Source organism: Gracilibacillus saliphilus, assembly GCF_010994085.1.
Lineage (GTDB): Bacteria > Bacillota > Bacilli > Bacillales > Amphibacillaceae > Gracilibacillus > Gracilibacillus lacisalsi.
Genome location: NZ_WJEB01000004.1, coordinates 76,575 through 101,541, shown reverse-complemented (window position 1 = coordinate 101,541; position 24,967 = coordinate 76,575). Strand labels below are relative to the sequence as shown.

Here is a 24,967-nt window from a genome sequence, read left to right as displayed (position 1 = left end):
ATGGTTCGAACACAGAGAATTTCACTCATTGATGCAATAAGAGGTTTTAGTTTGTTTGGAATTTTACTAGCCAATCTATTAATCTTCCAATACGGAATTTTTGGAAAAGATGAAATTGCCTTTTTTAATTTGTCATCAATGGATATGCTAGGTTATCACGCTACTCATCTTTTAATTGAAGGGTCATTTATGCCTATTTTTGCTTTTGTTTTTGGCTATTCACTGGTTTTGATGACGAATAAATTAGAAGACAGGGGATTACCGGTAAAAAGGTATTTATTCAGAAGATTTTTGATGTTGATAGCATTTGGCTATCTGCACAGTTATTATTTATGGGAAGGCGATATTTTATTATCTTACGGTTTAATAGGACTCTTCCTATTATTTTTTGTAAAACGAAAGGCTAAGACCATTTTCATTTGGTTTGTGATTCTTTTTGGACTTCTGTTATTAATGAATATTCCTTGGGGGTCAGAAGAAGAATATGCACTTTATAGTGACACAACTATTAACCATTACTTAGAAGAAACATTAACCATTTATCAAACTGGTACTTACCAGGAAATACAACATCATCGCAATAATGAAGATCCGTTAGAAATTGGAGAAATCGAGGCATTGCTCATTTTATTACTAACACCGGTAGTTTTTTTACCAATCTTTTTACTTGGTATTTATGCTGGCAAAAAAGAATGGCTCCATCAAACCGAAAAAAATAAAAATAAATATAAACAGGTATTTTTCTGGCTAATACCGATTGGGTTACTGCTGAAGCTTATCCCATATTTCTCAGAAACGATTGCTTTGAGTGATGTCGGAGGCAATATTTTGGCTATCGGGTACATTTTCCTGTTTGCCTATTTGTATACCGTTTGTCAAAAGAGTGTGATCGTATATGCGTTTGAGCAAGTCGGGAAACTATCACTTACTAATTATATCTTACAGACGGTGATCTGTACTTTTATTTTTTATGGGTATGGGATAGGATTATTTGCTCGTTTAGGAGTATGGTTTGCTATTTTTCTAGGGGTTGCTATCTACATACTACAAGTGTTTTGTAGTAAATGGTATATGGACCGCTTTACACAAGGTCCACTAGAAAGGTTGATGAAACTAGTAGTTTATCTTTCGTTCAAGTCGAAACCGAACCCGAAAACAAAAACAAAGGATGTTGCGGTATGAATGAATTAGAACATCAATTATCATCGAAGTTTCCTAAAGCTAGAATCATATCTGAAACGATTGGTAATATCATTGGTCTTATCGTGCTGGCAGTATTATTTTGGTTAGATAATTACTTTGACTGGCCTATATGGGCTAATTGGATCTTGATAGCTGTTCTGCTATTTGTGGTTGTTGGTACGCTTTGGTCGTTCATTGAGCCTCATTATCTATATCGAAGTTGGCGTTATCAGATCAGTAATGACTATCTTCAATTAAGCTATGGTGTGTTCAAAAAAGAATTGGTTACCGTTCCGATGTCTAAAATTCAATCAGTATCTACCAGTCAAGGGCCCATTATGCGGGGGTATCAACTGCGTTCGATAAAAGTCGAGACAATGGGGTCTTCACACGTTATTCCTGCCTTAGAAGAACATGTGGCACTGGGATTACGTGCGAAGATAGCTGAATTTGCCAAACTAAAGGAAGTGGATGAATGATGAGATATCATCCTTTAACTATTTTATATCGAATTTATCAATTAATAAAAAATAGTTTAATACTAGGGATTCTCTTGTTTGTTGTGAAAAGGAATTCTGACTTTTGGTTGTTCGAATATGGTCGTTATCTGTTTATTGCCGGTGTTTTATTACGGTTGATCTATATTGTGGTAAGTTGGTTTATAGAAACGTATGAGTGGGATAATCATACCTTTCAGCTCAAAAAAGGTCTTTTTATCAAACATACAAGCACGATTCCTTTTTCAAAAATTCAAAATGTAACAAGACATACTACGCTTTTTCACAAACTATTTGGTCTGACTTCCCTTACATTTGAAACCGCGATGGATGGTGAAGATGATACAATTGCCTTTGAAGTGTTGTCGAAACAACATGCTACCTTTTTGTTAGAATTAGCCAATGTAGAGGAAAGTCAAGTGCCTAAGTTGGAAAACAAAGCACAAGAACAAGCTCAGCAAGAAGAAGTGAATGAAGCTGAAAAGAAAGTGGAAACAGATCATGTAATACATTTTGAGCCTACCCATCAGGATTTACTAAAAGCTAGCTTTACTTCTCTCAGTTTTTTAGCGATCATACCGATCGTGATGGGATTGTATGACATTATTGGGCCACTATTACCTGATTCAGATCATTATCAAGGTATATTCTATCAAATTATTGATAGCAGATGGTTAATTATCATGTTAAGCGTCGTTGCCGTTGTGATTGCAATAATTATCGGTATTGTCAGAACATTTTCTCGTTATGGGAAATACCGCATTTCATCTAGTGCTACTCATATTTATATTGAGAGAGGTCTATTAGACGAGACACAATTTGCAATAGAAAAACAGAAAATACAAGGTTTAGAAATCGAACAAACTTTACTTAAACGTATTTTCGGATTAGCGGAAGTGAAGTTAATCAGTTCTGCCAGCCCTCAATCAGAAGATCATGCCGTTAGTGTAAATTCGTTATATCCGTTTCTGCCGATTAATCGAGCCTATCAATTAATGGAAGCTCTATTACCGGATTACTATGTAGAGGAATCTATGAATCGATTAACAAAGTCTTCTTTATATATGAAATTATTAAAACCGAGTTGGTTCTGGATAGTGGTAACTGCTGGTCTCATTTATTTCAAGCCAACTATTTTTCAAATGGATGCAGCGTGGTGGTTACTGTCACTGTTGTTATTACTGATCGTTATCGTGAATAGAATACTAGATTATCTCCATACGAAGTATTCGATCTCAGATGATCAATTGCAATGGTGGCATGGCGGCTTAACTAGTAGAATGTTTATTACGAAAAGGAGACGGGTCATCGAAATGAGTTATTCGCAATCGATGCTACAGAGAATTTTCCAGCTCGCTTCTATTTCAACGATGAATCGTTCTACACCGACGAGAATTGAAACGATCAATGATGTACCGCTAGATTTTGCCAAAACCTTTCAACATTGGTATTTGCAAAGACAGAAAGATACAATCTATCAACAAGAAGTTGGAAGATAACTAAAACAGGAAGAACGAGAATCCGAACAAATCTTAACCTAGCATAGGCAAAATACGTAGACTCCGCATGACGAGCGCGAGCTGAAGATCCACTGTGTGAAGTGTTCTTCTTCACACAGTTAGCAGACCGCTGTACCACGGAAAGCGAAGTGTTTTACCGAAGCGTTATGTGTTCTCAGACATTTATGTTCGGATTTTTACTATTTAATTACTCTTTAGTTTAAGTCTCTTTTACCAATAGCAATCTAGGAATATTTTTTCAACAATATTTCGTTATTGGAATAGGTAATATTTATGCTATAATACAAAATGAAAACGTTTTCTAATATTACGGAGGTGAAAGGGTGTTAATAGAGAAACTAGAAACCGTACAAAAACAAGAGGACGTACCAACAACATTCACCATCCAACATAAGGTGGATAACCAGACACCACAAGACTTCCACTCCCATTGCGGTTATGAATTTGTATGGGTGAGAAATGGAGAAGCGCAGTTTATTTTTGAAGAAAGCGTCTTTCATTTAAAGAGAGGTCATGTTCTTTTGTTTAACAGTGAGAATCTGCATAAAGTGAACTTGCCAAATAATCAGGCATATGATCGCGTCATGATCATGTTTCAGGATGATTTGTTTTGCTATGAGCAGCCAATCTTTCAAGCATTTAAACGCCTATTAAATCAACAACCTACACCACATTTCTTTTTGCAAATAGAGGAACGAGGCTATGAAAATTTTCAGCATATTATTCGTCAACTATTACAAGAAGATATGTCCCCGAATAATTGGCAACATCAACATGCATTAATTCTTTATGTATCAGAATTATTGCTCTTTTTCAGTCGATCAATACAGACTTCAAAGGATCGAATTTTTCAACTATCAGCGTCAAATCCAGTTCGTACTCAAGAAAGGATTTTAAAAGAAATCAACAGTCTATGGAATACCAATTGGCAATTAGAGGATCTTGCCGACAAGTTACACTTTAATAAATATTATTTGTGTCACTTTTTTAAAAAAGAGTTTGGTATGACAATTCATCAATATATATTACAAAGAAGAATGTATGAAGCGAAGAAATTACTGAGAGAAACAAACATACCTATTGCAGAAATAGCTTCCCAAATCGGTTTTTCAACAGCATCTAACTTTATTAGATGCTTTAAGAAATATCAGCAAGTCACTCCTAAGCAATTCCGTAATCAAGTATAACAGGGAAGGGGGGAAACGTAATTTCCTGCGCTAATGTCATGCTACTAATTAAGAGAAGGGAGATTCATGGATGAATGGTAAAAAAGCAATTAACTTATTCCTTATTTCTATGTTAATGTTTACGACCGTATTTTCTACAATGCCAGTCACACTTGTAAAAGCTGAGTCTGAATTTAACAACGTTGTTATTTTTGAGGATGATTTCAATGGTGAGGAACCAGGTACAGAACCAGCGAATTTAGATGTATCTGCAGCTGGGGGAGAAGTCACAATTGAAGCGTTACCTGATGCAGAAAATAAAAGTGTATACCTGAATGACACAAGTGAGAGTGATGATGTATTAATCTCTAAATCATTGGATGACTTGGATAATCAGGTAACGATTGAGATGAAATTTATGCAACCAACTTATACAAGTTCATCAAAAGTCATGCGTCTTAAAGGTGACGGTACCTCCGTCATTATTGAAACGAATGATGGTCATATTGGTTACCGAAACAGTGATGATTCCTATCAGAATTTAGTAGAGGTGCAAGAAAATGAATGGTACGACCTAAAAGTTGAAGTAGATTTAATAGAAAAAACAGTTGATGTTTCTATCAATGATGAGTTAAAAGTAGAAGGGGCTGCCTTTTACGAGGATGCATCGAAAATCAATTATATAGAATCCTTTACTCCTGGAAGTAAAGCATTGGGCCATTATATTGATGATCTTCGTATTTCACAATTAAAAGAAGTAGAACTGCCGCCGGAAACACCGGAAGCTGACTTTGTTTTTGAGACAGATTTCAATGAGGATGTAACAGGTGAGGTTCCGGCAAATGTTGATGTATCAGAAGGTGGGGGAACCGTAACGGTAGTCGATGTGCCGTCTGAAGAGAATAAGAGTGTATTCCTTGATGATACTAGTGATGATACAAATGTTAGTGTAAGTAAATCGGTGGAGGATCTTGGCGGTGTAGCGATATTTGAAATGTTATTTATGCAACCAAACTATACCAGTTCAACCAAAGTGATGAGAATTAAAGGTGATAGTACACCGGTAATAATTGAAACAAAAGATGGGTCTATTACGTATCGCACAGGTGATCAATATCATCCGTTAGTAGAAGTAGAAGAAGAAACATGGTATAAAGTGAAAGTTGAAATTGATTTAGACGCTCAGCGTGCTAATGTCTATATTGATGATGAGCTAGTGCATGAAGAAGCGGAACTTAATCAACCGGCAGAAAAAGTTAATTTTGTGGAAAGTTTCACTCCTAACAGTGGAACAGATGGACACTATGTTGACGACTTAAAAATCTTAGGTAATCTGTATCAAGTGCCGGAGGAAGAGGAACCAGTGGAACCGGAACAACCTGATGAGCCGGAAGATCCAGCAGAACCTGTTAGTGGAGGTATTTATGAAGCGGAAGATGCCAGTTTTTATAATGCGATTATTGATAACAAGCACACTGGTTTTACTGGTACAGGCTTTGTTGACTATGTTCCGAATGCTCCAGGTGGCTGGATCGAATGGGTAGTGGATGTGCCTGCAGATGGTGAGTATACATTAGATTTCCGTTATGCACATGGTGGTACAGATCTTCGTCCTGCTGAAATTCAGGTGAATGGTGAAGTAGTAGAAGAAAAGTTAGCTTTTGACCCAACAGGTGATTGGACAGCATGGGAATATACGTCCACAAAAGCTACATTAACTGAAGGTGAGAATGTTATTCGTGCAACAGGTGTTGGTTCGAGTGGTGGAGCGAACATTGATCACTTAAGAGTTATGATGGAATACGATGAAATATATGAAGCAGAAGAGGCTGAGTTAGAAGAAGGCACGGTGATAATTGATAATAAACATGCTGGCTTTACTGGGGATGGCTTTATCGATTATAGTCCAAATGCGCCTGGAAGTTGGGTGGAGTGGACAGTCAACGTTCCTGTGGAAGGAGAGTATTTCTTAGATTTCCGTTATGCACATGGTGGTACAGATCAGCGCCCAGCAGAAATTAAAGTCAATGGTGAAGTAGTTGAAGAAGCACTTGCATTTGATCCGACCGGGAACTGGGCAAATTGGGAGTATACATCTACGAAAGTAGTACTAGAGTCTGGTGATAACACGATTCGTGCTACTGGAGTCGGACCAAGCGGTGGAGCAAACATTGATCATTTACGTGTGCATAATAAATCAGATGTTGACAATGAAAATCCAATTGACGTTGAAACAGCTGATATCGAAGAAGTGGTTAGTGGAGTTGAGTTGGAAAAGCTAAAAGAATTAGGTATCGTAGTGGATGAACTTCCAGCGAATGATGAAGCAATTACTAGAATTGAGTTTTTTGCATTAGTGAATCAGGCTTTAGGTCATATTCATGAAGAAAAGTTTAAAGGCTTGACTGAGCCAGAAACGGTTTGGGAAACATCTACGGAAGAATGGTACTCTTATGTTCTAGAGACTGCACAAGGATTAGGTTATGCCAATCATTTAGTTCGTGATAATCATGTCAACCTAGACGAGACAATTACTGGTGAAGAAGCAGTCCAAATTATACAGGCAGTTTCTGATCAAACTGCAGAGTCTGAAAGTGAACAAGTAACATGGGGTGAAGCAAGGGATTTAGTTGCTTTACTAGAAACAGAAAATGAAAGTGAAACGGTCGATATTGCAGGTGTACATGCTGTATCGAACCATTTACTTGTTGTTACATTAAACGGCTACTTTGAAGAATTTACACCAACTGATCTGGAAGTAGTTGTTCCGACGAGAAGATGGGAGCTTTTAACACCAGGATTTACAACATTAAATATAGACAAGGCTGCAACGGCAACGAACCGATTTGGTCAAACAGTTATCGTGATGCACAGTTTAGATGAATGGAACGATTATGCCGAATATCCAGTCGAATTTGAGGAAACAAGATTCTCCGGGGATTTAGATACTGCTGTAGAGGAAGCAGACAATCTGTTAACATGGCAGATGGATCACGGTGGATGGACGAAAAACTGGCCACATATTTATACTCGCCCTTGGGATGGTGAAGAATCACGTTCAGAGTGGGTCAATGATGGCGTTGATTTAGGTACGATTGATAATGATGCGACTATTTCAGAGTTGCAATATTTGGCAGAGGTGTATCAAGAAACGAAAGATCCTAAATATAAAGAGAGCATTGAAAAAGGTTTAGATTTCTTATTCAAGCTCCAGTATGAAACAGGCGGGTTTGCACAGGTTTACCCTGCAAGAGGCAACTATTCTGACTATGTAACCTTCAATGATGAAGCGATGATTAATGTATTGGAATTATTGGATTTAGTTGCAGAACAACGTTATCCATTTGATTCTGATCTGATTAGTGAAGAGTATCTCATTAAATCACAAGAGTCGATTGAATTAGCTGTTGACTATATATTAAATGCGCAAATTGAAGTAGATGGTAAACTAACTGCTTGGTGTGCACAGCATGATCCATATACGTATGAACCAAAAGAAGGTCGTTCTTATGAGCACCCTTCTATCTCAGGAGAAGAATCAGTCGGAGTTGTTCGATATTTAACGACTCGACCACAAACTGAAGAAATCAATAAAGCAGTTTTAGCAGCGTTAGAATGGTTTGATGAAGTGAAATTGGAAAATACCAGATATGTTAGTGGTGATCCTAACAATGAATATTTTGTAGAAGATCCGAATTCAACTGCGTGGTACCGTTTCTATGAAATAGGCACAAATAAACCGATATTCTCTGGCCGTGACGGTGTGATTAAACATGATATTATGGAAATAGAAGCAGAAAGAAGAGACGGTTATGCCTGGGGAGGTCATTGGGCGACTCAACTGTTGGAAATCATGCAAACGACAGGAGATTATACGGATAAAGTATTTGTTCAAGTAACAGGTACCGACTCTGTTGATGTAAATGGCAGGACATTAATGCAAGGTGATACTAAAGTATTGGAAGGACAAACAAAGCAAATGAATGAGATCGAAAGTCATTTAGTTGTCGCACAAGATGGATCAGGAGATTACGAGACTGTTCAAGCTGCCATTGATGCTGTTCCTGAAAACAATCGTAATCCTGTAACCATTTTTATTAAAGATGGTACGTACAAAGAAGTAGTCACTATTCCAACGAATAAACCTTTTATTAATTTGTTAGGGGAAAGCAAACATGATACAGTCATTACGTATGATAATTATGCCGGTCGTGACAATGGTGTAGGTGGAACGCTCGGGACAAGTGGTAGTGCCAGTGTCTATTTACGGGCAGATGATCTCCGTATCGAAAATCTAACATTGGAAAATTCCTTTGATGAAAGTGCCGATGTTGAAGGAAAACAAGCTGTAGCAGTTTATGCCAGTGGGGATCGTCAATATTTCAATGATGTCCGTTTTATCGGAAATCAAGATACGTTATATACTCATTCCGGTACGCAGTATTATGGGGATGTTTACATCGAAGGGGATGTTGACTTCATTTTTGGTGCAGCAAGTATCGTTATTGAAGATTCTGTAATTCATTCATTGGATCGTGGCTCAGACTCAAATAATGGTTATGTGACGGCAGCCAGTACGTTAAAGTCAGATGAGTATGGCATGTTAATTAAAGACAGTAAATTTACGAGTGATGCACCTGCAGAAACTGTATATTTAGGCCGACCATGGCCTGCTGGGGGCAATCCAGATGCAATTGGAAGTGTTGTCATCATGGAAAGCAAACTTGGTGAGCATATCAAACCAGAAGGCTGGACATCAATGAGCGGCTTACAACCTGAAGATGCACGTTTATATGAGTATAAAAATGAAGGTCCAGGTGCAGTAATCAATGATTCACGTCGTCAATTAACCGATGAAGAGGCAGCTGACTGGACCGTACAAAACGTATTAAAAGGTTGGGATCCATATGCATTAGATCCAATAGAAGAACCAGGTAAAGATCCAGATGAGGATTCAGATAAAGAGCCAGGTGATGGGTCTGACGAAAAGCCTGGTGAAAAACCAGAAAAACCAGAAAAACCAGAAAAACCAGAAAAACCAGAAGATGATGATAAATCACCTGGGAATGGATCTGAACAAGATGGTGATGGCGAAGGAACGGAAACCCCAGAAGATGAGAATGAAGATAACAATGAATCAATTAATGACACGAAAGAAATGAAAGTTGAATTAGGTGAAGAAATAGAAGTAGCTGCGGATATGATAATTGCTATTGCTGATTCAGCAACTAAAGTGATTTTACCGAGCGACTTACCGGAAGGAACGACTTTAGTTGTTAAACAAGCAGAACCTCAAAACTTAGGGGATCTTCAAGTTGCAGGTGATGTATATACCTTCGAATTTACTTTCCCTGAAGGTTTTGAAGATTATACTGGTGAATTCCAATTAATCATGGGTCATGATGATAGTGCGGATAATGTAGCAATTTATTATTACAATGAAGAAACTAATAGTTGGGAGCTTATTGGTGGTGAGGTAAGCGATGGTGTCGTAATTACAACAGTTGACCACTTCTCAACTTATGGTGTTTTAGCTACTGCCAATGATGAACAAGATCAAAATGCAACTTCTGATGAAAAATCAAGTGACGGTGTTGGTTTGCCTGATACTGCAACTAACATTTTTAATTGGTTGTTAGCTAGTGGAGTATTGTTAGGATTGGGAATTGGGTTATTAGTAATTGTTAGAAAAAGAAATCAAAAGATGGTACAATAATTAACAATAGCATATCGTAATTGTTTTCTAGGGTTCCGCAACAAATGTTGGACTGGTCCGAGAGAAAACACACAGTAAACTACTGTGACACGGAAGGATAAAAGCCTGGGAGATTCATTCTCCCAGGCTTTTTTCAGTGTGGCGGGCATGTGCACAAACTTTAGAGTCAAAGTCATTCAAATGGAGTTGCCCTTTGAAAGATAGCTAGTGCAAGTCAACACCTGCGCTGACCGTTTCGCTTTCTGACATGACACTTTTGGGAATCAATATGCCTTTAATTTAAGTACCAAAAATAACTTGCAAAAAGCCAAAATGGTACTAAACAGTCAATTAAGTACCAAAAATAGAAAACAAATTATTAAATTGGTACTTAAAACAGGTTTTAGTACCAAAATCAACCTTCTTGAATACTAAATTGGTACTAAATCAAAATATATTTTATCTCGAGTACATGTGTATCTGTAAGGAGTTTCAGTTTTCTCTTTTATGAAAGGCAGTTTTACTGCACATCTAAATGTTTTTTCGTGAAAAAAGTAAGGAGGAAGTTGTTATGTTAAAAGAATGGTTAAAAGTGATAATCGCTGCAGTATTTGAAGTTTTATGGGTAATTGGTTTAACACACTCCGATCAAATTTTAGAGTGGATTGGCACAGTTATCGCTATTATGATTAGTTTTTATTTTTTAATTATGGCCGGAGAAAAGATTGCAGTCGGAACGGTTTATGCCGTATTTGTAGGGTTAGGAACAGCTGGGACTGTGATAACTGGAGCTTTCTTTTTTAATGAAGAAATTAGCCTTGCCAAAACGGCACTAATTCTTTTACTTTTGATTGGTATTATTGGATTGAAAGCAACTTCAGAACCAAAGGAGGAAAGTAACTGATGGCATGGATACAATTAATTGTAGCAGGGTTATTTGAAATGTTGGCAGTAATTATGATGAATCAATGGCATCGTCAAAAATCTAATACAGCATTTAGTTTTATGATTGCAAGTTTTGCTTTAAGTTTTTTGTTTTTATCAATGGCATTAGAGACCATTCCCATGAGTATGGGTTATGCGATATGGACTGGCATAGGTGCAGCAGGCGGAGCCATTGTTGGGATTTTATTTTACAATGAATCTAAAAGTGCCAAAAGAATATTCTTTCTAGCTTTAATTATATTGGCAGTAGTTGGGTTGAAATTACTAGGTTGAGTGCGTGTTCGACAAAAAAGATTAACTTCAACAAAAAATACAGTTAATTCCTATATGCGATATAGTTATCTTGAATTGAAATCAGGAGGATGGATATGAGATTCAGTGAACTTATAAAAAGTATCAATCATGAAGAGGTATTAAGTTAATCTTAAAGGAAAAACCTAACCTTTTTATGGAAAAAAGGCATTGAATTTTTTGACTAATGACGCAAAAGTAATATTAGCTGGAATAGGTGTCTTGAAGAAAGATGCCTGATGAGACTGAACGAATATATCGTTCGGTTTTTTCTTATCATTAGGTTTTAACTGATGTAATACTCAATAGTAAAAGGAAAAAGCCGTGATCGTGTTCACGACTTTTCTACTTTATTACAAGATTAAAGAAATCGATAAATGGGAAGATGAAAATGCAATTAAAAACAAGTATGATAGTGATTGGATCATGACATTACTGAAATCATGAATAATCTATAAGAAATTGCCTTGTTTTTTTTTCTTCCGCATCGCCCGAGGTATATAGATACAATACGGCTCACTTTCCAAATAATCTCCTGTTGCTGCATAAGCTCGAGAACGAGATCCTCCACATACATGCCGGAACTCGCAAATGCCACATTTTCCTTTATACTGATTTGGATCGCGCAACTGTTTTAAAACAGGTGATTCCCGATAGATTTCAGGTAATGATTGCGAACGGACATTTCCTACTTTGACAGGGAGTAGACCACTCGGGTAAACATCTCCAATATGTGAAATGAAAATAAAACCATTCCCATCATTGACACCTTTTGGCGCTCGTCCTAATCCATCCACTGTACCTGTTGCCCCTTCTGATAAGACATTCTGAAATGCGATTTCATCTTTTTCGATTTTTTGTTCTCTTGCTTTTTGCTGAAGCACAACACGGCGATAATGTTGTGCAGCAGTTGTTTTAATATCAAAACTAGCTGTCTTTGATACTTGGTATAACCAGCGGAATACTTTCTCATGTTCAGCTGGTGAAATCATATCTTTATCCTGTCCACGTCCAACAGGTACAAGAAAGAATACGCTCCAGAGCACAACATTTAATTGTTCCATTAATGCTCTCATTTCTTCTAAGTATTCGATGTTATATTGAGAAATGACGGTATTAATTTGCAGTGGCATTCCAAGTTCGTGTAAATAATTAATGGCTTCAATCGTACGGTCAAAGGAGCCAGTTGTGCCCCGGAAGAAATCATGAACCTCTTTGTTTGGACCATCAATACTGAATGCCCAGCGAGATAATCCAACTTCTTTCGCTTTTTGCATCACATCTTTGGTTACATTAGGGGTAGCGGATGGTGTCATGGAGACTCGAACCCCTTTATTGACTGCGTATTGGACAATATCCAGTAAATCCTCACGTTCCAGTGGGTCACCACCAGTAAATACGAGAAGTGGATTATTCATGGACTTGATTTGATTAATTAATTGTTTTGCTTCATCAAAATTTAATTCACGGGGATCACGATGATATTGTGCATCAGCTCTGCAGTGAAGACATTTCAATGCACAAGCACGTGTAACTTCCCATATAACAATAAACGGATCTTTATGATAGTCTCTCGGTTTAAAAAACGGTGGTTGCTGAGTCAATATAGTACCTCCTTAACAAGGTGTTAACTATATTGTATCGCTCTTGTTATCGATATGATGTGATGAAATGCACACATATAATGAAAAAAAGAAGCACCATTTACTGGAGCTTCTTTCATATTATTGAATAGGCAATACATATAACAAAACAGCGAAAAAGTGAGCAATTGATCCTGCTAAAACAAACAGATGCCATAATGCATGATGATAATTAAACCCACGCCATACATAAAAAATAGCACCGACTGTATATAAAACACCACCGATAACTAAAAGTTTAAGGCCGTTAGGATGCATATTTTCTACCAGTGGCTGCCAAGCAAATATAATAAGCCAGCCCATCAATACATACAGTATCGTGGAAAAATATAAAAACTTTTTAACGAAAAAGGCTTTAAATATTGTTCCGCCAATCGCAAGTCCCCAAATAACACCAAATAATGTCCAACCTTCCCATCCTCGAACAACAACTAATAAGAAGGGAGTATAGGATCCGGCGATAAAGAAATAGATCGATGAATGATCCAATATTTCAAAAACATTTTTTGCTTTCCCTTTTCGGAGACTATGCAACAGAGTAGAGGATGTGTAGAGGAGTACCATTGTAACACCAAATAAAGTAAAACTAACGATATGCCATACTGTACCGTATAGTGATGAATAGACGATCAAAATAACTAATCCTGCGATACTTAATGCCATTCCAATTCCATGAGTAACAGAATTAGCAATTTCTTCTCTTACTGAAAATTCATGAGTAGACCCCATTTTGACACGTTCCTTCCATGTTTGAAAAATTCCTGTTATTATTATCTGCCTTTTGCTATGGAAATGCAAGTATTCGGGATTATCTAAATAAATCTGCCTTTTTGGGTAGGAGCAGTACATTAATAGTGAAACCCTGATAGCACTTAACTAAAGGCAAAATGAAAAGATCGCCATAAGCTAGAACTTATGGCGAACCTATAGATCCATTCATTTATTTATTGAGCTTTTTTCGCCTTGCCATCACCAATGCTACTATACCCGATAGTGTAAGTAGTAAACCAGCTACTAGCCAATTGGCAGTATTAGTTGCGGTATCTGGCAAGGATTCACTTTGACCAGAATTAGAGTCTATGTTATTAGATCCAGAGTTATTTTCTGTTTCTTGCTTCTGATCTGTACTGTCTCTATCATTGCTAGAGGGTTCATTAGAATCGTCATCTGGATCTTTGTTACCTTGTTCAGGATCATCAGAAGGTGGATCTTCCTCTGACTCTTCTGCTGTCTCCTCTGTATACGCAAATACGCCATAAATACTAAAATGTGTCAAATCAGTACTAGCACTTTTAGATTCTTCATTCCAGACAACATCAAAGCGTTGATCTGTCACAAGTTCACCGTCTTGATCGACAAGTATTACTTGAAGGTTGTCTGCAGCATATTCCTGATCGTTATCTAACGTAAAAGTAATCGTTAACGGTTGTTCAAATTCGGTGATTTCCTGTTCCCCTGCAAATAATTGAAAGTCAAACAGATCGCTTAATACGTCATCACGTTTTTCCTTGATTTTATCTGATACAGGATGAAAGGCAAATGTAATGTTTTCATCATACGATTGTAAAAGTTGGACAGGAATAGTGACACTTGTGTTTTGATAGTTTAATTGAATGGTAGCATTCTTTTCTAATTGTGTAATTACATCTTTTGTGATTTCTATTTTTTCTGTTGTTAAGTCAAACTGATAGCTGTTGTCCTTTTTAGTAAATGATTCCTTGTTATCAATCGTATCGTTATCTTCCGTTGGTACTTCTGGAGAAGGTGTATCCTCAGCATCAGGTACTTCAGGTTGTGCATCATCATATACTGCACGCATATCATCAAAGTAAAGGGTTCCTTCTCCTTGTTCTCCGCCTGTGTAAAGTGCAAATTGTGTAACGTTTTTCAATTTTTCTTGATCAACTATAACTTCCGGTTTATTTTCCCAAGGAGCAGGTACGAATTCAGAAAAAGGTATCGTGATGATCCCTTCAGAAGGCTCATCTAAATCATGATATGCTTCAAAACTTACGCCTCCTATCTGGATTTGAATGGTTAAATCATTCGGGTAACTATCATGCTGTAACCAGAATTGAAAAGCATTTGTTTCTGACCAATCTACATTGGCTAAAGGAGTCTGACGACCGGCATACCCCATTCCGGCAATCGTAAAATTATATTCCAGGCCATATTCCCCTGCCATTTTGTTTTCAGAAGAATGATGGAGTGTTACTTTATCTCCGTTGCTGGAATATGCATTATCTAATAAACTATCATCTCCTAAGTACCCCTCAAAATCGTCTACTAATAATGGATCAGCTGGTGCTTCCATATAGGAGTTGTTTAGTTTAATAGTATCGATATAGATTGCGTCTGTCAGGTTAAGTTGATTCCCTACTAACGATAGCGCGATCGTCCTTGCTTCTGCTGTATCAGCTAAGTTAATGGTTGCGTGATATTTTTTAAATGTCTCCCCATTAATAGTTACTTCTTCTAGATCAGAAATGTCTTCAGAAGTTTCATTCATACCATATTTGGTTTCCCAATCATCAGGAAGCATGGCTACTGCTTGGATTGATCCGTCACCGACAGAAGTAGGAAGTAAAGCTTCTAATTCAATCTGGTTGACAACTTGCAAATCATCTGTTGTTAGATCTGTTAATTCAAATTTTAACTCCTGCCATGTTTCACTAGTGTCCATCCCTTCAATTTGAAATTTCAACTTACCATCATCTGCTAAAGTTGCATGCTCAAATGCGACTGTGTTTGTTTCTGGATAAGTTCCGTTTGTTTTAATACCATCAATATTATCATCAAAGGTATATACTTTTGTTGGTAAACTATCTGCTTTTACAAACACTTTAACAGTTTCTTCATAAATGCTCCCGTCTTGATGGACAACTTTAAAGGTAAGGTTGGTTGCTGTGCCATTTTTATCTGCGGTTGGTATCCAATCTGCTACATAATAATTACTGTCTGAATCAAAGCTGAGAGAATGTTCTTGATCAGAACCTTCTACTTTATAAGTAACTTGCTGTGGATTGTCATGAAGTACCCGTACTCGAAGCTTTGTCGAACTATCTGTAATGGTTGTGCCTGAAACTGGGGATGCAACATGTGCTATTGGTTCTTGAGGTGCAACGGATTTATTCATATGTGTTTCTGTATAGATGGTTCCTTGAACATCTTCGCGAAAAGCAGAATATTCATCATCTTTAAATGATTGGAAGTCAGGTAATAATTCATGATCACCACCTAAATCATCATGAATATCTTTATATGGTACAAACATATTGTTTGGCCAGCCGAAGTTAGCCCACGTTTGCATATAGGCGATTTTACTTGCCTTAGGATCATCTTTGATTGCATGTAAAACACGTGTATACCAATCGAGTGTATTACCTGTTTCGTTAATACCAGAAGCACTATAACCATACTCTGTTAAAGCTGCGATTTTACCACGTTCTTCTGCTAAATCAACTAACATCGCTAAATCTTCAACGAGTCCATTTAACCAGCTTTCAGAACCTGCATTGCTTTTATCGTCATAGTTATCGATACCCAAAATGTCAACATACTCGTCACCTGGATAAGTTTCTAAATAACGTTCTAAGTCGCCTGCAGGGCCAGCGCCTGGGGAAAACGCATACAAAAAGTTATGAACTCTTTTTTCATCTCTTAAATATTCAACCGTATAACGGAAAAGAGCTTTATATTCTGCTGGTGTTGTTTGATGTGCTCCCCACCAGAACCACCCACCTGTTTGTTCATGGAATGGTCGGAAGATAATTGGGATCGCGTTACCATTTTCGTCTTTTACCGAATGAGCAAGTTCTGCAATGTTATCTAACCATGCATTGAAATCATCATGATTTGGTCCTCCGGGTAGAATTTTAGGAACAGTATGCCCGGATGTATCATTATAACGGCCACCGGTTGCAAAGTTTTTTGGGTGCATACTTAGAGCAACAACACCACCAAGTTCATGAGCTTTTTCCATGGATGCTGCCAGGTTCTGAATACTTTGCTCAACATTACCTTCTACACCAGGCTTTTCATCACCATCAATACTTAACGTATCCCAACCAAAAATAGCAGGATAATCTCCAACAGCATGTAAAATCTCTGATTGTTCAGAAGCAGTACGAGGTGGATCATTCGTTAATGTTAAGCCTTCATCAATCGCATGCTGTTGACCAAACAAAACTTGTTCACCACTAATGCTTTGAAAATATGAGAATAATGCCTTTGTCTGATCATTTACTTGAGGATCTACTAGATTCAATGATGATTCAGTTGCAGAGACTTCTATATCCATATTAGTGTGTGGTAGAAATGAAAAAATAAGTGTAATCGTTATTAAAAAATAGGCTGTTTGCTTTATCAGATTCATGCTTTTCCTCCTTTGTAATGGTCTAACGTTTCCATGATAATTAAATTCACCTCCAACAAAAATGAAAACGCTATCTATTTAGTATTATATATAATTTTATTTAGTTGTAAAGTAATATAATAAAATTATTAAGTTAACGTTATGTTAAATTTAGTTGTTTATTTTAGAGGATGATAAGGATTTCTTTGGCTTTTGTTTTGATTGGTTCTTCGTTATTTTTTTGACTAGAATATATATATTTTTTGCATAAAAAACTCAACGTTAAAGTAATGTTATTTTCTGTTTTACACTTATTCTGTAGATATATTTTTGATATACTTATACAAAAAATGAGATAAATTGCTAAAAAATGCAAAAGGGATTTCCTTTTTGTAGTCTTATTGTGCTATAATGATGGAAGATTAATTAGAAAAATCGGATAGGATGTTGATTGAGAGTGGAAACAAGATCAAATCGAAGAAAATCAAAAAAATGGTGGATTTTAACACCGCTTATTATTTTATTGGTTATTATTTTAGCAGTGGGTGGTTATGTTTGGTCGATTGTGAATAATGTGGAGGATACATTCGATACTAAAATGCATGATCCGTTAGAATCGATCGACATGGAAAAAGTTAAAGAGAAAACAGAAAATGCTGAACCTTTAAATATATTGTTATTAGGTGTGGATCAGCGCGGGAATGATTCAGGTCGATCAGATGCTTTAATGGTATTATCATTAAAGCCGGAAAATGATGAGATGCAGTTAATTAGTATTCCACGAGATACGCGTACACTGATTGTAGGTAGAGGGAATGAAGATAAAATTAATCATGCCTATGCATTCGGTGGTGCTGATATGGCCGTGCAAACTGTTCAAAACTTCTTAGACATTGAAATTGATTATTTTGTTCGTATCAATATGGAAGGCTTACAAGAATTGGTTGACGAGCTAGGAACGATTACTGTTGACAATGAGATAGAGTGGAGTGACAACAAGTACCAATTTACAGAAGGTCCAGTTGAAATGGACGGAGCTAAGACGCTTGCATATGTAAGAATGAGAAAGCAAGATCCGACTGGTGACTTTGGAAGAACTGAACGTCAGCGTAAAGTAATACAAGCAATTGTTAATGAAGGTGCCAACGTAGCAAATGTTACCAAAGTGAACGAGCTAATCGATATTATGGGTAATAATATGTCTACCAGTCTTGATTTTAATGCAATGAAATCACTACTGAATGGGTATACCGATACAAGAAAAAATGTAACAAGCTATCAAGTGCAAGGGTCAGGAACAACGATAGACGGTATTTATTATTACATTGTTCCTGATGAAGAAGTAGCGAAAGTAAGAGACATGATCAATAGCTAAAGCCTGAAAAGGGTTTTAGCTTTTTTTTTGTAAGGACAAGAAAGTATAAAATTTTGCGCAGATGTCTAGCTCCGAGCGCCCAAAAACTAGGCGACTTCACGAATCGCCCTATGATAAGTCATCATCGGTTCGCTTTTCTCAGTGATTCCTTTATCCCAGTTGATTCTGAAGCCGCTACGTTTCTGCGGGCGCTCTACGGTTTTCTTATAATATAGGAAAGTATATAATCCGTGTTATCAACACATTTGTAAGCAGAGTAGCCATGTTGAAATAGCTTGTGGAAACCATCGCTACGGCTGTCCACTTCCCTTTCCGCCATCCCGTAGGAGTGGAAGTGAACGGCCTCCGCTATGAAACTGTTCTACAACGTTTGTGACTGCTAACGTCTCGAGCTTTCTTAACCTGCGTAATAAAATTGGAATGTCAGCGAGTACATTCATGGTAGAGCATTAATTAGCGAAGTGGGCAAGCCGTAGCGGTTGTTACGCCCAATATCCAACTTAAAATAACTACTTTATACCATCGATATATTATTTTGATCAATGAAAAAGACCGGGTGGGCTTTCACGGTTTTTCTTATATAACATTGCTATCACAACTTTTATAAACAAAGTAAGGTAGGGGAAGGTGGTCGGCCAACGTGGTGATCAATTTCATATATTTCATAATGGCTACTAGAGGAATCGCAGGTCTACTTAGCATGAAGTGATAAGGGCTGGAGGGTTTAGCACATAGAACAAACGCAAAAAAATGACTGTAAGATTAAATCAATTCTTACAGTCACTATAATGGACCAAGCTTTTGGGAGTTAATTGAAAGACATACTTAAATATCGAGCCCAACACGCGAGACCGGCACCATGCCGAAAAATGCCTTGTTCTACCAGTTTGCAAAAATCTTTCATATTAACAATTTCAACCTCGATGTTTTCTAGCTCATCTAAAAATTGATCATCTACTTTTGTTGCCTTTGTTGCCAAATACAAATGAATTTTTTCGGTTGTGGAACCAGGAGATGGATAGAAATAATCGAGAGATTGCCAATCTTCTGCCTGATACCCTGTTTCTTCTAATAACTCCCGTTGTGCTGCGTAAAGAGGTTCTTCATCTTCTTCAATCATACCTGCGGGAAATTCAAGTTCAGTGGATTGTAATGGATGACGATATTGTTTTAACATGACCACTTTATTATCGTTCGTAATTGCCAAAACACAGACACCATCCCGAAATTCAATATACGAAAAATTCTGTGTCTGTTCATTTGCAAGTAACACTTCATCGATCGTTATTTTAAACCGATCTATTTGTGTAGTTGAACTATGGTTTATCTTCCATTCATTATCTGCCAATGAAACTCCCTCACTTTCTTTTTTTGGGGTAAATCAAAATCATTTGATATAGGATTATATATAACAACACTAAACCAACCAAAAAAGCAAAGGAAGTTGGTAGTGGCGTGAAAAATAACAGGTGATAAATGATTAATGGCCATAGTAACGCAAAGGATGTCATCTTCCATAATTGTTGATATGCTAATTTGCGCTGCAGAAAGATTTTTAGTATCCAGGGACCGATTGCTAATATGGAAACCCCTGTAACAACGATAAACATGATAAAAAAGGGATAAAAGACAATAATTTGCAGTAGAAATTGACTAAAAGAAATGTGAGATTGACCTTGTTCAAAGTTTGCTATCATTAAAATGACATTAGGTAAGAAGCTAATAAAGAATATAAGAAAAAGATAAACGAGTGTGTCCCTCATGCTTACTCGATTTAACCAAAACATCGCTTCTTTTTTAGGTAATATTGCACTATTTCGTAAGATTGCAAGAATGGCCATGACTATCCTCCGTACTCTTCTCTATTCATCCACTATTCTTTTATATGTACTGTTGTAATAAAGAATTGGATTACCTTCGTCTAATTTGATTTCGTCTACTTCTGCAATAATCAGTAAGTGATCACCTGCTTCAACCGTATTGACTACGGTACATGCCAATGTAGTGAGTGCATGATCTATGACTGGTATACCGTCTAAAGTTGTAAAGTCTTTATATTCTTTTTCTATTTGTTTAGCAAAGATCATGGATATTTCTTGTTGTTCTTCTCGTAAAATACTAACGCCGAATCGTTTAATTTTATCGGCATTTTGGTAGAAATTCGTTTTGGAATCTAGTGAAATAGTAATTAACTGTGGATCCAAAGACACAGACATAAATGCATTGACTGTCATTCCTTGTATCTCATTATCAAATTCCGATGTTACGACAGTAATTCCTGTCGCAAATTTACTCATCGCTTTGCGGAACTCCTGCTTGCTCATCGATTAAAACCTCCTTTATAGAATATATCGGGAAATTATACGGAACATTCTATTAAGTTTGCTTTATCACGTTACTAACTGTCCGTAAGACTCCAACTTCAAGTGTAAAGTTATAAAGCGGGTGGTGACGGTCGCTAACTTCCTGATAAGTCTTCCTTTATTTTAACATAATTTCTTCCTGTTTCGTTGTATTTGGTTCGAGAGTATGGGAGATTTAGCAAAAGAAAAAGAGTGAGGGATTTCCTCACTCTTTACTGGATTTCTTCATAATCATATGCAACTTCATCTAGTTGTTCATTATATTCGACAATTAAATTATACCCTTCAAAATACCATGCATCTGTCGCATCAATAAAAAAGGTAATGCCATCTCTTTCCGTAGTTGTAATCGTATCTTCCATTGGTTCATTTAGTGCAAAGGCTAGTGAAAAACCTTCATGTATCGGGCTATAACCACCATATTTAGCTTGAAATTTAATTGTATCTCCATCGCTTACCCCAACGTCATCTTTAAACCATTGTAATGCTTGATCTGATATTTTGATTTCCATGCGTATGCACTCCTTTAATGACACTAAAATAATTCTCTTTAAGCTATTCCCAATAATTATCATTCTTACACTATATAATTATAAACCAATACAATTATCTGGAATTATTCCCCGGGAAATTGTCGAAAATATGTAAAAGACGCTAATCCTACTATTAGCGTCTTTACTATCCTATGAAATGGACTTAAAGAGTATATTATTTTCTAAGTGTATATGTTGGTACGTGTTTTGTTCTAGCTCTGCTAGTCTAGCATAGGTGATCCTGTATGAATTACATGCGTCTTCTGGCAATGTATAGTCATTGGTTATTTCATTCATTTGTTGCATGATTTCACCTACAAATTCGTGATCCTCGATCATCGTTTTGTTTAATTGGAAAATGTGCTTTTTTAATGTTTCGCTTGGCTCCACTTCATATTTTTCAAAAAGCGGGAATAAATCTCGTTCTTCTTCAATCATATGACCTTCCATTTCCATTTTGAATTGGTGAAATAATTTATATAAATCTTCAAGGTGCGGATGATGCGGACCGTGTACTCGGTATATTTTTGTAACAAACTGACTGAGCGGTGTTAACTCTTCATGTAAATAGTGATGATGATGTTGCATAATATAATCAACCAATTCTGAAGAAGTGACATTCTCCCAATTGATCTCTTTATTCCCGGTTTCTATCCATGCTTGGTAGGATTCATTGATCGAGCCAATAAGCTGTTCCCCATCAACTGGTCTTTTTTTCTTATCAAGAATGGATTGAAGAGGTTGATCGCCGCCACAACAAAAATCAATTTTTTCCTTCTTGAAAAAATCACTAGCTTTCGGATATATTTTGACAATATTTGCAGGTGTATCAGTTAATTGAAATTCCCTCATGATATTGTTCCTCCTTTACTTGTATTACTTTTACTGTAACAAAAGGATAAGGAGTTATTTGTGATACAAATCACATTATTTAATAGCAAACATGGCTTTTTTCAAAGTTTCACTTTATTCTGATTTTTGTTATACTAATGAAAGCAAAATCTTGAGATTATGTATCGGCTATGAAACTAAAGGTGGTGTAAAGATGGCAGTGAAATATACGAATTTTCGTGGAGATGAGTACTATTTACATGTAAGGAAAACGAACAAAGGTAATCCTTCCTATTATTTTAAAAAAGATGATTCTAATACTTCAGTTGATAGCATTCCAGAAGGTTATGAAATATATGAACATCCGAATGGAAGAGTCTTTTTAACAAAGAAGTCAAGGCGGAAAATAACTGATGAAGAAGTGCAGTTACTTAAAGAGAGTATGGAAAATAATAGTCCAATTAAGGATTATAAATTAGATATCAGACAAAAAAGTATCTATTTATATACGTACGAAAATCCCGTCCCATTCGATGAGAACCCTTTGATTGTTGAGGCGTTGTCCGATCCGAAATATAAAACATATGATGCGCAGTTATGTTTTACATTATTGGATAAAGATACGAGAGCATTTCAAGTAGAACGTAAATCTTATACAGGTGAAAAAGATGATCAGTGGCTCTTTTTAGAAGAATCTACGAATTTAAAAGAGTTGGCGGACAAATATGTACAGCACCTTGGACAAGAAAGCTATTACGAATTATTTTAATTAGGAAGCTTGGCTAGACGAATGCCAAGCTTTTTTAAAGGTCTTAGTGGAGATAAACTCACCTAGAACTTGCTGTGTTTTTAGTTAAATAGATTATTTCAGGGCTGAGCGCGGACATTTGTTCCGTTATTCATTGAAAAAAGCTCTGATGTTAACTTAAATGAACCGAATAACGGAATAAATGTCCGCTCTACAAACGATTATCTATTTAGATAAGGTTGGATAGCTGCTAATCGAAAATATTATCCATAATTTGTATTAAATTATGAAAGTGTGGTTTGACGATAAAGTCTTTGGCTCCATATTTCAATGCCCTTGTTACGTTATCGTGAGTGGCGAGGGAAGAGGCCATGATGACATTAGCGTTTGGGTCTAAGTCTTTGATTTTTAGTAAGGCATCTAATCCGTTCGATTTTGGCATAACGATATCTAAGATGATAATATCTGGTTTATATTGTTGATATGCTTTCACTGCTTCTAGACCAGTTGAGGCTTCCGCAACAACTTGATAGGGATGTTGTTCGACTTTCTGCTTAAGCCACTGTCTCATAAACCGTGAATCATCTGCAATGATGACTGTTTTTTTCATCGCTGTTCCCTCATTTTCTTTTCATTTCATAATTCGACATTCTTCTGCTTTTATTTTAAAGGAAGTATAAAGCGTTGTGAAGCTGTTTTTTCACTTTAGAATGGAAAAAGTTTTAGAAGGATAGAATTTGCGATGTAGTAAAGATATGAAATATATAATTTTTCTAATAGAAAAAATCCGTCCAATAAATTGAGACGGATTCTTGCTTTTCAACCTTCATTATGAAAGAGCTAGCTATTAAATATAATACAGTTTAAAATTAATATCCTGATCATGGTTCCCGAACTCTTTTCCGAACAATGTAACTCCACCTACATGTTCGGCATCTTCTTTTACTTCCACTCTTAATTTCCATCCATCTACAGTAGTGTCTAAATCATGAATGGTTACATCTGACAAAGGTTCCCCATCCATATAGGTGCCATGTGACGTGATTCGAATCGTTTTTAGTAGCCCGTATTGGTTAATATTGTGTGGCCACCAGTCAGGAGTATATTTACCTCTAGTATCCGCAAAATCCCCTGGACTTTGCCATGTTCCTAACTCGATATTGTTTAAAGTGAAAGTAATGTCAGATGGCCATACTTCGTTTGAAAATGGAAACTCCGATGAGATTTCAAAACTGATATCCATTTGTTGTAATTGATCTTCTTCTTGCAAAAAATTCGGAGTTTTATATTCAATAAATCCTTGTGTGAACCATAATATTCTTGCATCCATCCTCTTAGGGTCCATAAAATATTTGGTTTGATCTACCGGGCCAACAAAGTCTTTACTAGTCGCTAAGCCACAAGTAGGTACAACATGGTAGTCTGTGTAATGACCAATAGGTACTGACGTTTCATATGTAGCAAATGAATGATAGATTTTTTTAGGAAAATTGACTTCAATGTGGTCCACTTTTAGTATGGAGATTCGTTGCAACCCTGATTTCCCCGGTATCTTTTCAGTTCGAATGATACCAGCCTTTTCTAACTTTTCGATATGTTTGGTCACAATCGGACTACTGATCCCTAAAACACTGGATAGTTCCTTTATATTCATTTTATTTTTCGATAATAATTGGATAATTTCTAATCTGACTTGGCTTGCTAATGCTTCATATACTGGTAAGGACGACTTATCTATTTCTAATTGCATAATTCCACCAACTACTTTCTGAGTACTAATTAAATTATTTTTATTATCACATATTAAGAATATTTTTTCTATTA

At 36.5% G+C, this 24,967-nt stretch carries 19 protein-coding genes and 1 riboswitch; of the genes, 9 read left to right on the top strand and 10 right to left on the bottom strand.

Annotated features, from left to right (window positions below; genetic code table 11):
- The 7 genes from GHT08_RS06860 (at position 1) to GHT08_RS06830 (ending at position 11,278) form a co-directional block, all read left to right on the top strand.
- On the top strand, positions 1-1,182 hold the full coding sequence (locus tag GHT08_RS06860; protein WP_163580697.1) for a DUF418 domain-containing protein: 1,182 nt from the start codon (positions 1-3) through the stop codon (positions 1,180-1,182).
- Positions 1,179-1,661, top strand: coding sequence for a PH domain-containing protein (locus GHT08_RS06855; RefSeq protein WP_163580696.1), 483 nt, complete (start codon positions 1,179-1,181; stop codon positions 1,659-1,661). The genes GHT08_RS06860 and GHT08_RS06855 overlap by 4 nt, the downstream gene beginning before the upstream one ends.
- The gene (locus GHT08_RS06850) at positions 1,658-3,178 is read left to right on the top strand and encodes a PH domain-containing protein (protein WP_163580695.1); all 1,521 of its coding nucleotides are present in this window, start codon (positions 1,658-1,660) and stop codon (positions 3,176-3,178) included. The genes GHT08_RS06855 and GHT08_RS06850 overlap by 4 nt, the downstream gene beginning before the upstream one ends.
- Positions 3,179-3,522: 344 nt before the next feature.
- Complete coding sequence (locus tag GHT08_RS06845; RefSeq protein WP_163580694.1) at positions 3,523-4,386, top strand: helix-turn-helix transcriptional regulator; 864 nt, start codon at positions 3,523-3,525, stop codon at positions 4,384-4,386.
- Between the two features lie 70 nt (positions 4,387-4,456).
- Positions 4,457-10,081, top strand: a complete 5,625-nt coding sequence (pelA, locus tag GHT08_RS06840; protein WP_163580693.1) for a pectate lyase — start codon at positions 4,457-4,459, stop codon at positions 10,079-10,081.
- 16 nt (positions 10,082-10,097) lie between these two features.
- A riboswitch (guanidine-I (ykkC/yxkD leader) is annotated at positions 10,098-10,195 on the top strand.
- 436 nt (positions 10,196-10,631) lie between these two features.
- On the top strand, positions 10,632-10,964 hold the full coding sequence (locus tag GHT08_RS06835) for a DMT family transporter (protein ID WP_163580692.1): 333 nt from the start codon (positions 10,632-10,634) through the stop codon (positions 10,962-10,964).
- On the top strand, positions 10,964-11,278 hold the full coding sequence (locus GHT08_RS06830; RefSeq protein WP_163580691.1) for a DMT family transporter: 315 nt from the start codon (positions 10,964-10,966) through the stop codon (positions 11,276-11,278). Before GHT08_RS06835 ends, GHT08_RS06830 begins: the two co-directional genes overlap by 1 nt.
- Positions 11,279-11,748: 470 nt before the next feature.
- Here the strand turns inward: GHT08_RS06830 and GHT08_RS06825 are convergent, their stop codons facing one another.
- From GHT08_RS06825 to GHT08_RS06815, 3 genes are all read right to left on the bottom strand, one after another.
- The gene (locus GHT08_RS06825) at positions 11,749-12,900 is read right to left on the bottom strand and encodes a TIGR04053 family radical SAM/SPASM domain-containing protein (protein WP_163580690.1); all 1,152 of its coding nucleotides are present in this window, start codon (positions 12,898-12,900) and stop codon (positions 11,749-11,751) included.
- Positions 12,901-13,020: 120 nt separating this feature from the next.
- Positions 13,021-13,668: a PAQR family membrane homeostasis protein TrhA gene (trhA, locus tag GHT08_RS06820; protein ID WP_163580689.1), complete on the bottom strand. Its 648-nt coding sequence runs from the start codon at positions 13,666-13,668 to the stop codon at positions 13,021-13,023.
- Positions 13,669-13,879: 211 nt separating this feature from the next.
- Positions 13,880-17,314 carry a glycosyl hydrolase gene (locus GHT08_RS06815; protein WP_163580688.1) on the bottom strand — a complete coding sequence of 1,145 codons (3,435 nt, stop codon included), beginning with the start codon at positions 17,312-17,314 and terminating at the stop codon, positions 13,880-13,882.
- Between the two features lie 436 nt (positions 17,315-17,750).
- Between GHT08_RS06815 and GHT08_RS06810 the strand changes: the two genes are divergently transcribed.
- Positions 17,751-18,668: an LCP family glycopolymer transferase gene (locus GHT08_RS06810; protein ID WP_163580687.1), complete on the top strand. Its 918-nt coding sequence runs from the start codon at positions 17,751-17,753 to the stop codon at positions 18,666-18,668.
- An 808-nt stretch (positions 18,669-19,476) separates the two neighbouring features.
- On the opposite strand, the gene GHT08_RS06805 is transcribed toward GHT08_RS06810, so the two are convergent.
- From GHT08_RS06805 to ric, 5 genes are all read right to left on the bottom strand, one after another.
- Complete coding sequence (locus GHT08_RS06805; RefSeq protein ID WP_163580686.1) at positions 19,477-20,016, bottom strand: NUDIX hydrolase; 540 nt, start codon at positions 20,014-20,016, stop codon at positions 19,477-19,479.
- A 10-nt stretch (positions 20,017-20,026) separates the two neighbouring features.
- On the bottom strand, positions 20,027-20,509 hold the full coding sequence (locus tag GHT08_RS06800) for a DUF1189 family protein (RefSeq protein WP_163580685.1): 483 nt from the start codon (positions 20,507-20,509) through the stop codon (positions 20,027-20,029).
- A 21-nt stretch (positions 20,510-20,530) separates the two neighbouring features.
- Positions 20,531-20,992, bottom strand: a complete 462-nt coding sequence (locus GHT08_RS06795) for a flavin reductase family protein (RefSeq protein WP_018930354.1) — start codon at positions 20,990-20,992, stop codon at positions 20,531-20,533.
- A 251-nt stretch (positions 20,993-21,243) separates the two neighbouring features.
- Positions 21,244-21,543 carry a HesB/YadR/YfhF family protein gene (locus GHT08_RS06790; RefSeq protein ID WP_163580684.1) on the bottom strand — a complete coding sequence of 100 codons (300 nt, stop codon included), beginning with the start codon at positions 21,541-21,543 and terminating at the stop codon, positions 21,244-21,246.
- A 171-nt stretch (positions 21,544-21,714) separates the two neighbouring features.
- Complete coding sequence (ric, locus tag GHT08_RS06785; RefSeq protein WP_163580683.1) at positions 21,715-22,416, bottom strand: iron-sulfur cluster repair di-iron protein; 702 nt, start codon at positions 22,414-22,416, stop codon at positions 21,715-21,717.
- A gap of 193 nt (positions 22,417-22,609) precedes the next feature.
- Between ric and GHT08_RS06780 the strand changes: the two genes are divergently transcribed.
- Positions 22,610-23,164: a hypothetical protein gene (locus tag GHT08_RS06780; RefSeq protein WP_163580682.1), complete on the top strand. Its 555-nt coding sequence runs from the start codon at positions 22,610-22,612 to the stop codon at positions 23,162-23,164.
- A 229-nt stretch (positions 23,165-23,393) separates the two neighbouring features.
- On the opposite strand, the gene GHT08_RS06775 is transcribed toward GHT08_RS06780, so the two are convergent.
- Complete coding sequence (locus GHT08_RS06775) at positions 23,394-23,753, bottom strand: response regulator (RefSeq protein WP_163580681.1); 360 nt, start codon at positions 23,751-23,753, stop codon at positions 23,394-23,396.
- Positions 23,754-23,990: 237 nt separating this feature from the next.
- The gene (locus GHT08_RS06770; RefSeq protein ID WP_163580680.1) at positions 23,991-24,893 is read right to left on the bottom strand and encodes an ArsR/SmtB family transcription factor; all 903 of its coding nucleotides are present in this window, start codon (positions 24,891-24,893) and stop codon (positions 23,991-23,993) included.
- Positions 24,894-24,967: the final 74 nt, after the last annotated feature.

Coding starts and splice junctions, on each gene's coding strand:
- GHT08_RS06860 (WP_163580697.1), top strand. CDS start 1: ATGGTTCGAACACAGAGAATTTCACTCATTGATGCAATAAGAGGTTTT.
- GHT08_RS06855 (WP_163580696.1), top strand. CDS start 1,179: ATGAATGAATTAGAACATCAATTATCATCGAAGTTTCCTAAAGCTAGA.
- GHT08_RS06850 (WP_163580695.1), top strand. CDS start 1,658: ATGATGAGATATCATCCTTTAACTATTTTATATCGAATTTATCAATTA.
- pelA (WP_163580693.1), top strand. CDS start 4,457: ATGAATGGTAAAAAAGCAATTAACTTATTCCTTATTTCTATGTTAATG.
- GHT08_RS06835 (WP_163580692.1), top strand. CDS start 10,632: ATGTTAAAAGAATGGTTAAAAGTGATAATCGCTGCAGTATTTGAAGTT.
- GHT08_RS06830 (WP_163580691.1), top strand. CDS start 10,964: ATGGCATGGATACAATTAATTGTAGCAGGGTTATTTGAAATGTTGGCA.
- trhA (WP_163580689.1), bottom strand. CDS start 13,668: ATGGGGTCTACTCATGAATTTTCAGTAAGAGAAGAAATTGCTAATTCT.
- GHT08_RS06815 (WP_163580688.1), bottom strand. CDS start 17,314: ATGAATCTGATAAAGCAAACAGCCTATTTTTTAATAACGATTACACTT.
- GHT08_RS06800 (WP_163580685.1), bottom strand. CDS start 20,509: ATGGCCATTCTTGCAATCTTACGAAATAGTGCAATATTACCTAAAAAA.
- GHT08_RS06795 (WP_018930354.1), bottom strand. CDS start 20,992: ATGAGCAAGCAGGAGTTCCGCAAAGCGATGAGTAAATTTGCGACAGGA.
- GHT08_RS06790 (WP_163580684.1), bottom strand. CDS start 21,543: ATGGAAATCAAAATATCAGATCAAGCATTACAATGGTTTAAAGATGAC.
- ric (WP_163580683.1), bottom strand. CDS start 22,416: ATGAGGGAATTTCAATTAACTGATACACCTGCAAATATTGTCAAAATA.
- GHT08_RS06780 (WP_163580682.1), top strand. CDS start 22,610: ATGGCAGTGAAATATACGAATTTTCGTGGAGATGAGTACTATTTACAT.
- GHT08_RS06775 (WP_163580681.1), bottom strand. CDS start 23,753: ATGAAAAAAACAGTCATCATTGCAGATGATTCACGGTTTATGAGACAG.
- GHT08_RS06770 (WP_163580680.1), bottom strand. CDS start 24,893: ATGCAATTAGAAATAGATAAGTCGTCCTTACCAGTATATGAAGCATTA.